Raw genomic sequence first — 8,794 nt, 5'->3', positions numbered from 1 at the left:
AAAGGTGGGTGTATACTATCGAACAAGCAGAATTGGAAACTATATACAATATCTAGCACATGATGTGAACTTTTTTGGCGGAAGGGTAGGTGGTCTATTATCGATAAGGATGACTTAGCCCTGCAGATCAAGCGACTGATACTGAAATGCTCGCTATTACGTCTGGCGGAGCAGGACGATATTCGGTTGGAGGATAACCTGTTTGACAAGGGCTTGGACTCCATACAGGGTATCCAACTGATCGTGGCACTGGAAGAGGCTTTTCACATGGAATTCATGGACGAGGACTACGACCTTGAGAAATTTCGCACGCTAGCTCGCATTACGGAGTTGGTTGCCGAACGCATGCATTCATTTCCTTAATACAGCTAACAAAATGTTGTCTGGAAAGGAGGTGAGACCATGAAGAAGATTCAAGTGCTTGAAGCTATCGCTCTGGAGAGCGAGCAATTCAAATGCTTTATTACCAAAGTTAGTTCCGAAGTGAAGCAGACAGCTTATCAGTTTCTTTCGTCAGCAAGAGAGTTAACACCAGATTCAAAATCTGCAGCCTAATAGTAGTAGGGAGAATCGGGCTTGATAGACAAAACTCGCTATTCAATTCCGGTTCTCCTGTATTTTTCGGTATGATTATGTTAACTGGAGGACACATTGATGCGCAGCTTTCACTGTCTTGACTTATCCAGTATGTTGAATCATAAAGCCTGCACAACTCCCGAGCAGAAGGGAATTGGAGGCTTGACTGTTGTGGGGTCCTCAATCCCGGAGTCATATTTGCCCTTTGACCAACCTTTCCAATACGATTCGATTCCCTTCATCATGATGAAGCAAGAGATGCTGGATAATATAGAACTGTCCGGTCAACGATTGGAACTTCCACGTATGCGAGCATTGCAGCTACATGTGATCGGCACATCCAGCGAGACGGACATGTGCGAACCGATTCAGTTTGAATTCGAGCGGAGACATGTACATAGTGAATTGCTTGAGCTGGGCTGCTTTTCGTCGTCACATTCTGTCAGGAATAATGAATGCATTATTCAGGCCCCTTATTTGCACACTCGCACAAATATTAATGAACGTATCCAGCCGAAACTGTGGTATACATCGTTGCCTCTAGCCCGATCCGTCGAAATCAACTCCATTTTGCTTGGGGACAATCCGTGCATGCATATTTTCTCGCTCACCATTGAAGTTGATAGTACCAGTACAAAGGAGGTATAGTCCATGTCGTTGGAGACGGGGGATGATTTTGTAGCTGCCCTCAGCAGCTTGGCGGCAGACAATGGCGAGCAATGTACTATTCGAATAGCCTTAATTAGCAATATTACCACCAATCCTATTCTGGACACCTATCTACGGTATTACCTTCTTCAGGAGAACATTCGGGCTGAGTTAAAGCATCTATCGATAGATGAAACCTTGTATGCTCTCACATCCCATGAAGCAGCTCCCATTCCTGAACCTATCGATTATGTCATCGTTGTCCCGCATACCCGCCCTTTTTTGAACCCTTCCCACCCGACTGAACCACTGCAGCAAGATCATACGAGAAGCTTACTGATTTCATTGCTTCAGGGCATCCGACGCTCTACCCCGGCGATTATCGTGTATTGTGCTCTGGAACAGCTAGAAGCACTGGAGGAGGTATTTCATGCTTCACGCGGCAGCAGCCACTCCAAACAGTCCGTCAATGAGCTGAATCAGGCGATCGAGCAGCAAATAAGCAAAATACATAATCTTTTCATCATAGATGTGAATCCGTTGTTGTTGAAATACGGAACTATGCAATTATATGATAACCGTCTATGGCATTGGACGAAAAATCCTTACAGCAGACTGGGCAGCTCTGTCGTTGCCAGACAGATAGCTGCTCAGATAACAGCTCTTTACGGCATTGATCGCAAATGTATTGTGTTGGATTGTGATGGAGTGCTATGGGGAGGCACCGTTGGAGAGGAGGGAATGGACGGAATCCGATTGGCGCCTACTCACCCGGGCTCCTCATATTTTGAATTTCAATCGGAGTTACTTCGCTGTCATGAAAGAGGAATGGTACTTGCATTGTGTAGCAAAAACAATCTAGAGGATGTGCTGGATACTGTGCGGCACCATCCGTATATGCTCCTGCGAGAGCAACACATTGCAGCTTATGCCGTGAATTGGGAAGACAAGGCTGACAACATCAGGCAATTGTCTGTTGAGCTGAATATTACACTTGATCAAATGATCTTTATGGATGACAGTGAATTTGAAATCGAGCGGATCAGACAGGCATTGCCGCAGGTGCGGACCGTGCTGCTGCCCAGGATGCATCCAGATCGTTACCGCAGTTTGTTGCTGGACATGCCAGAACTACTCGTAAGACAGCAGACTGCTGAAGATTCATCCCGTACTAGAATGTATCAGCAGGAGCAAGATCGGCGTCAATTCAGGGAAGAGTATGCACCAGACAGTCTGGAGGAATATTTACGAAGCCTGCAGCTTAGGGCGAGTTTCATAGAGGCTGATACGATGACGATACCCAGAATTGCGCAGCTTACGCAGAAGACCAATCAATTCAACCTAGCAGCTGTCCGATATACGGAGGATGATATTCGGTGCTTCAGTCAAAATGAGGATTTTGAGGTGCTCGGGATGAATGCATCAGACCGCTTCGGAGATATGGGGCTTATCGGAGTTGCTATGGTTCGATATGTTAATCAAGAGGGGTGGATCGAGCTGTTCCTATTATCCTGTCGTGCGCTGGGACGCACACTGGAGGATACGCTTCTTCTTCATGTCCTTGCACGAGTTCGCCGTAAGGGAGTCACATGTCTATATGCTGTTCGAGTGCCATCGAAAAAAAATGAGCAGACTGCGTCGTTCTATCCGGATCATGGCTTCGAACTAGTCGCACAGCATGCCAGGCAGACGCTATATCGGTGTAATCCAGAAGAGCTTGATGAGCATAAGTTGTTCCCGGCCAGATTTGTGGAAGAGCGGTACGACAAGGATCAGGCGGAGGTGAATTTGCATGCATCCCACTGAAGAGTTGTATTTAGCCTGCCACCAGACATTGCTCATGTACTATTTCAAGAGCAGGATCAAGATCAAGCAACCGATAGATGCAGTCTATTGCACTGCATTGGAGTCGATAAGCCGAATCTATGATGGCAGCATTGTCAAGCGACAATCCCGCTTCCATTATACGAACGAAATGCTCCTGGGAGAGTTGCCCCGGCTTGGTATACATGTGAAATTGCTGCAGGGCACAAGTTATACCCACCTGCGCCAGCCGATCTTAGAGCTACTGGAACAAGGCAAGGAAGTATTTCTGTTTGTGGATGAATACTATTTGCCCTATTCACTGCAATTCCAAAAGGAGCACCTGCATCACAGCCACATGCTGACAGGCTATGAGTATCATGCAGACGAAAGTCTGATATTTCATGTCATCGATAATGTAGGAGCCCATATTAAGGAACAGACTTGCCCAGAGTCGATTCTGCAGTGTGCATTCGAGGCCTTGCAGCAGGATAGCATCAGCTATTTTGAATGGGAGGAATCTGAAGGCGTATCATGGGAACGCGCTTACTTTATGGACCGGCTGCAGCAGGCGTTAATCTCTTATGAGGATAACTATGAATTGTTTTATGGGTTGACTGAAATGACAGAGGCTAGTTGGGCGGAAATGTTGCACTCAGAGCAGGATTTGGCCTGTTATGGGCATGCATTCGGTCTGCTGGCTGGCTCTCGCTTCTGCTTCCTTCTAGCACTGCGGGCGTTGGGCTGTGACGGACAAAGAGAAATCGATCTGCTGATGAAGGCCAGCGATGAAGCAAGGGTCATCATGTTCCTGTTTAATAAAGCATTATTTTCTCGTAAATTGAACAGAGAGCGAATTCAGGGAGCATGTCACCAAATATTAAAGTTCAACGAGGAATTGCTTAATGGGTTGAGAGAAACCTGCGGTGCAGGGAGGATGCTGTAATGACAGAACAACTGTATCATAATCCCCGTTATAATTGTATTCATGTAACTTTGGCTGCTATGCTGCACAAACTCGGCTTCGATGAGGAACTGTTGTTTCACCAATCAGGGCTGTATTTTCTGAATGAGCCTGACGGTGATTTGCCTTATGTATTGGACCCTTATTACCGCAAGTTTTCGGATTTAATCCAGTGTTGCTTTGGTGTAAAGGTAAGAACCGAAGAATATATGAGTTTAGCGCTATGTATGGACCGGATTGAGCAGTTGATTACCGATGGCTATCCTGTGGGAATTCTAGTCGATATTTATTCGCTGGAATACAGCAATTCGTTTAACAGCAAGCACTACCTGCATAGTATAGAGATTACTGATTACGTCGAAGGAATGTATCGTATTTTCGATCACTACTACCAGCATCAGGAGCAGGTGCCGCCCAGCAAGTTGGCAGAATGGCTGATGTCCTGCCAAGAAAACCTCAGTGAACAGTTGCTCCTGTTATACCATATCGATTCATCCTCTCGTATTGTGGGGCAGAAGCATGATTACAGAGATTCGTTGATCAGTAATTATGAAATAATGAAGGGTGATCGTATCGGCGCCTATGTCGATCCGTCCCTTGCACCTGGTCTAGTAGGAATAGCTGCAATTATGCCTTATGGTGAAATGCTTATAGAGGATATCTACCTGCCGCCAGTGGAGAGGAACAAACGCTGTTCGCATGGGTACAGCAGCTTGAAGGAAATTTCCAACTCAAGACATCATTGCTATAACTATTTGCAAAAATTTGGCGAGCATCATCTTGCCGGGCTGTACTATGCTGCTCATCAAAGCTGGATGGTGCTTAGCAACTTGTTAATGAGAGCCGCTATGTATCCAAACAGCCAGATGGAACAGCGACTTCAGAAGCGTTTATCCAATATAGCTGAGCAAGAAATTGTTATATTAAATGGAATAGAACGTGAAATAATCAATAAATTGTAACAAATGCATATTGAATTACCACTTTTTGCGTCGGATAATGTAGAAGATAATACTCCATATTTCATATGTTACGTGGGTTTTGGTAATGGAATGGGATACTGTTGATCCATCGATTCTTGCAAGGCCTATATATTTCGAGTTCTTTGGCTGATGTTTCGGCACAGCAATGAATGTCGAAATTGACATATATTCTGCAGTAGCGCAGTCGCTGAATTGGGTGAACGGGCGAAGCTATGGACATGATTACTACCCGGTACCTTTAGGTATCGGGCTCTTGTGCTGTACGGCTTCGTAACAGGGTCCTGAAAGGAGTGAGTATAGGAGTGATATCCGCTACAATGTTCCGTTGTAATCATGACCGTACGAATCTTCAGCGGCTACTGGAGTTTAGATACAAGGTATATGTGAAGGAATTAAAGTATTTGGAGGGAAAGTCGGAATTTCAGTTGCTAGGCATGGAATTTGACGAATACGATTTATATTCTGATCACATTATGATTGAACAGGACGATGAGATCGTCGCGTGTGCTCGTATTATTCAATACAGTGAGCTAGGATTACCTGTACTTAGTAAACTGAATTATTCATATAACAACGAATTAAGGATAACTGATGCAGTGGAAGTTAGCAGACTCATTGTTAAGAGTGAACACAGGGTATCACTTGTTTTTATGCATTTGTTGCAAGCAATCTTCAAACAATTGTTATTGTCTGACTGCCAGAGCGTATTTGCTGACACCTTCGTGGACAGCGACAGCTATAAGCTTATGCTTTCCCTTGGCTTCAAGAAGGCCGGCTGGGAATATAACGACAGTTGCTTTAAGCTGGATGCGCAATCCTCGGTTCTATATTTTCAGATGGATGAGATGAAAGAAATGCTATGCAATCGTCCAAATCGGCGGCAGCAGGCTTTTCTGAAGAATTTGAAGCAACCCATTTCATAAATATGTCGAAAGGGGCAGTGATTGATGGTAGAGCGGCACATTCTTTTAATTCAGCCCCCTCTGCTTCAACCGACCATGGAAGCAGATGTGATTCAAAATAGATACTGGGAGGTTTTGTCCGAAAGTGTGCACAATCTTCTGGTTCGCAAAGGTCTTATCAAAACTCTCAATGAGTACGACAAGAATTTTTCCGGCTTTATTGAACCGAACATTGGTCTACTTTACATCGCGGCGGCAATTCGTAACAAAGGATACAAAATTCATTATATTGACGCCCATCTGGATGATGCCAAAATTCGCTCTGAGCAGGGGCGTGTAATAGCGATCGAGGACATCCAGCAAGCACTTGCCGCCCTCCCCACGGAGGCTCTTAGGGTAGTCGCCATATCGCCACTGACAGTGAATTTCAAATGGGCAATTCGGATTGCGGAAGCGGTTAAGGCACTGAATAAAGAAGCTGTGATTGTACTGGGAGGTGTACATGCCAGCTTTGACTACAAGAACATATTGGAGAAATACGATTGCGTTGATGTAATATCCGTTGGAGAGGGCGAGCAATCAGCTGTAGAACTGCTAGATGTCTTGTATGAGAATGATATGAATGTAGAGGCAGTACAGCATGTGAAAGGTATGGCGATCCGCCGTAACGGAAGAGTTCTATTCACAGGCGCTCGTCCTGACATACAAGATCTGGATATGCTCTCCTATCCGATGTATGAGTTGTTCCCGCCGGATATTATGCAGAATTACATGATTCGCGTCATTACCTCCCGAGGTTGCACTCATAATTGTTCGTTTTGTGTGCCAAGCAAATTCTTCAACCGACTGCGCTTCCGCGACCCTGTCAAGGTCGTTGATGAAATGCAGCACTACTACGAGCTTTATGGCTGTCGTACGTTCATGATTGGTGACCTGAACTTCCTTAGCAGCTACAGAAAAGCAAAAATCTTCTGTGAAGAGCTGGCACGACGTGAAATGGACATCGTCTGGATGTGTCAGAGCAGGGTGGATTTGATTCGTCAGGAAATTGTGGAATTAATGAGTAACGCGGGCTGCATTATGATCTGTCTTGGTATTGAGAGCGCAGGTCAGGAAATATTGGACAATACCAACAAACGGACTACCTTGGATCGTTGTATGGAGGCCTGTAAAATTGTTAAGGAAGCGGGCATAGGGCTGTTTACCTTCTGGGTATTTGGCTTGCCAGGAGAGACACATGACAGCGCTCATGCGACAATCAAGCTGCTCCGGAAGATGTTGGATGATAAGCTGATCGATTATACGCATTGCACCACCTGCGTTCCTTTTCCGGGTACGGATCTGTTTTTGAATCCTGAGAAGAACAAGATCAAAATACTGAGCTACGATTTCGATGATTACTGGATGGGCTGCGATTACCTGGGTGCAGGTCTGCCGGTAATGGAGACGGAACAGCTAAGCAATTATGAGATCTATGCCTATTGGCAGATGGCTCTGGCGGTAGTTGCAGGTCAATTGCTAAAAAATCCAGAAGAAGGGGATATAGCATATGGAGAAGCAAGTACATTACAGCTGGAAGGACGCCACTGATCTTGATGTTGCTGAAGTAACCGATCTGCACAGGCAATATCTCAATTCCGGATACGTACGAATGATGGACTTGATGGACTACGGTCTTGTATTCGAGAAAGCCGAAGGCTGTCTCCTTCATGATCTTGAAGGAAACGAGTACCTGGACGTAATGGGTGGCTATGGCTCACTTAATCTGGGGCACAATCATCCAGTTGTGTTGCAAAGCCTGCAAGAACTCGTTGGGAAGCCTAATCTGTCCCTCAACAGTCTAAGTCCCTATGCAGCAGTTCTGGCTGCGAAGCTTGCGCAGGAGACGGACGGGTACCTGACACGATCATTTTTCTGCAGTAGCGGCAGTGAAGCGGTTGAAGCAGCACTGAAGCTGGCAAGGGTTGCTACAGGGAAACGTCGATTCGTCTATTGTACGGATGCTTTCCACGGTAAATCGCTAGGAGCTTTGTCTGTGGCTGGCCGGGAAAATTATCGTGCTCCTTATGCACCGCTCCTGCCGGATTGCCTTGAGATTCCTTTTGGAGATGCTTCCGCTTTGGAAGAGGTACTGCTACTGGGAGATGTTGCAGCCTTTATTGTGGAGCCGATTCAGGGAGAAGGCGGGGTCCATGTTCCTCCTGCCGGATATTTCCGTCAAGTGAGAGCACTGTGTACGCAATACGAAGCACTGCTGATCCTGGATGAGGTGCAGACGGGCCTCGGTCGAACCGGGTGCATGTTCGCTTATGAGTATGAAGAGATTGTGCCTGATGTGTTGTGTCTTGCGAAGTCACTTGGTGGTGGGATTATGCCAATAGGAGCCTGCATCACTACAGATGAGCTTCATCAGCGCGCATACGGCGACATCACGCAATGTCTGCTCCATTCAGCTACCTTCGGTGGTAACGCCTATGCTTGTGCTGCTGCGCTGGCTACACTGGATACGCTCCACGGTGATCAATTGATCGAAGAGTGCGAGGCGAAGGGATCGTATCTGCTAGAACGCTTGCATCGGCTTAAGGAAGCATATGCATGCATTAAGGATGTACGTGGAAGAGGGTTGCTGCTGGGGCTGGAATTTCATCGAGAGACGACGAATCGTCTGTTGCACGCCTCCGCCGACGGTCTTCAGCATATAATTGAAGGCAATTATGCTGTGCTGGTAGCGGTTCGCATGTTAAAGGAACATCGGATTTTGACAGGGTATTCACCCAACAATCCGGATCTAATACGCATTGAGCCTCCGTTGACTATATCATACAGCCAATTGGATCAGTTCGTGGACGCACTAGAGTGTATGCTGAGATCCTTCGCTCATGCCCATGAGAGCTGAGGCACGAAGGAAGGAATATGAA

9 protein-coding genes are annotated in these 8,794 nt (G+C 46.2%); all 9 read left to right on the top strand.

Annotated elements, in window-relative coordinates; translation table 11 throughout:
• The first annotated feature begins 96 nt into the window (after positions 1-96).
• The 9 genes from D328_RS30870 (at position 97) to D328_RS0124475 (ending at position 8,772) form a co-directional block, all read left to right on the top strand.
• Positions 97-363 (top strand): acyl carrier protein, encoded by a 267-nt coding sequence (locus tag D328_RS30870; protein WP_081625352.1) that lies wholly within the window; start codon positions 97-99, stop codon positions 361-363.
• 39 nt (positions 364-402) lie between these two features.
• The gene (locus D328_RS31130; RefSeq protein ID WP_018887699.1) at positions 403-555 is read left to right on the top strand and encodes a hypothetical protein; all 153 of its coding nucleotides are present in this window, start codon (positions 403-405) and stop codon (positions 553-555) included.
• Between the two features lie 99 nt (positions 556-654).
• Positions 655-1,224: a hypothetical protein gene (locus D328_RS0124505; protein WP_018887698.1), complete on the top strand. Its 570-nt coding sequence runs from the start codon at positions 655-657 to the stop codon at positions 1,222-1,224.
• 3 nt (positions 1,225-1,227) lie between these two features.
• Entirely contained in the window at positions 1,228-3,030 is a 1,803-nt protein-coding gene (locus D328_RS30480; RefSeq protein WP_018887697.1) for an HAD-IIIC family phosphatase, read from the top strand.
• Positions 3,017-3,973 (top strand): BtrH N-terminal domain-containing protein, encoded by a 957-nt coding sequence (locus D328_RS0124495; protein ID WP_018887696.1) that lies wholly within the window; start codon positions 3,017-3,019, stop codon positions 3,971-3,973. The genes D328_RS30480 and D328_RS0124495 overlap by 14 nt, the downstream gene beginning before the upstream one ends.
• Positions 3,973-4,953, top strand: coding sequence for a BtrH N-terminal domain-containing protein (locus D328_RS0124490; protein WP_018887695.1), 981 nt, complete (start codon positions 3,973-3,975; stop codon positions 4,951-4,953). Before D328_RS0124495 ends, D328_RS0124490 begins: the two co-directional genes overlap by 1 nt.
• A gap of 323 nt (positions 4,954-5,276) precedes the next feature.
• A complete protein-coding gene (locus D328_RS0124485) occupies positions 5,277-5,897 on the top strand; it encodes a GNAT family N-acetyltransferase (protein ID WP_154659322.1) in 621 nt (206 codons plus the stop codon).
• 24 nt (positions 5,898-5,921) lie between these two features.
• The gene (locus D328_RS0124480; protein ID WP_018887693.1) at positions 5,922-7,466 is read left to right on the top strand and encodes a B12-binding domain-containing radical SAM protein; all 1,545 of its coding nucleotides are present in this window, start codon (positions 5,922-5,924) and stop codon (positions 7,464-7,466) included.
• Complete coding sequence (locus tag D328_RS0124475) at positions 7,426-8,772, top strand: aspartate aminotransferase family protein (protein WP_018887692.1); 1,347 nt, start codon at positions 7,426-7,428, stop codon at positions 8,770-8,772. The genes D328_RS0124480 and D328_RS0124475 overlap by 41 nt, the downstream gene beginning before the upstream one ends.
• The last annotated feature ends 22 nt before the right edge of the window (positions 8,773-8,794 follow it).

This window comes from Paenibacillus massiliensis 2301065 = DSM 16942, assembly GCF_000377505.1.
In the GTDB taxonomy this organism is placed as follows: domain Bacteria; phylum Bacillota; class Bacilli; order Paenibacillales; family Paenibacillaceae; genus Paenibacillus; species Paenibacillus massiliensis.
Note: the sequence above shows the minus strand (reverse complement) of the source record. Positions and strands in the feature narration are given on the sequence as shown.